The sequence below is a fragment of the Streptomyces sp. SID486 genome (genome assembly GCF_009865385.1).
GTDB lineage: Bacteria > Actinomycetota > Actinomycetes > Streptomycetales > Streptomycetaceae > Streptomyces.
Genome location: NZ_WWJT01000715.1, coordinates 1 through 667 on the forward strand (window position 1 = coordinate 1; position 667 = coordinate 667).

1 protein-coding gene is annotated in these 667 nt (G+C 78.1%); it reads left to right on the forward strand.

The features are described 5' to 3' along the window. A partial coding sequence (locus GT045_RS33375) for a phosphopantetheine-binding protein (RefSeq protein WP_237539067.1) occupies positions 1 to 667 on the forward strand: 667 nt, incomplete at both ends.

Genomic DNA, 667 nt, shown 5'->3' on the forward strand with positions numbered 1-667 from the left:
ATGTACCGCACCGGCGACCTGGCCCGCTGGACCGGCGAGCGCGTCCTCGACTTCCGCGGGCGCGCCGACGACCAGCTCAAGGTGCGCGGCGTGCGCATCGAGCCGGCCGAGGTGGAGAGCGCGCTCGCGGCCTGCCCCGGGGTACGGCGGGCCGTCGTCGCCGCACGCCCCGACGCAGCCGGCGGCAAGCGGCTGGCGGCATGGCTGCTGCCGGACCCGGCGGCGGACGACGAGTGGCCCGGGCTCCTGCGCCGGGTCCGGGAGTTCGCCGCCCGGCGGCTGCCCGCCCACCTCGTGCCCTCCGTATGGGCCCGCATCGACCACGTACCGCTCACCCGCCACGGCAAGACGGACCGGACCGCACTGCCCGAGCCGACGGGTGACGTGACCGGCGGCGCCACCCGCGGCGCCCATGGCGCCCACCGCACCCGTGCTCCGCGTGACGAGCGCGAACGGCGGCTGTGCGCGCTGTTCGCGGAGGTGCTCGGCGTACCCGACGCCCACCCGGACACCGACTTCTTCGCGGCCGGCGGGCACTCCCTGACCGCCCTGCGCCTGGCCTCCAAGGCGCGGGTGGCGCTGACCACCCTGTTCGCGGCACCGACCCCGGCCCTGCTCGCCGCCCGCACCGCCCCCGCCCCCGACACCGACCTGGCCCCCCTCCTCA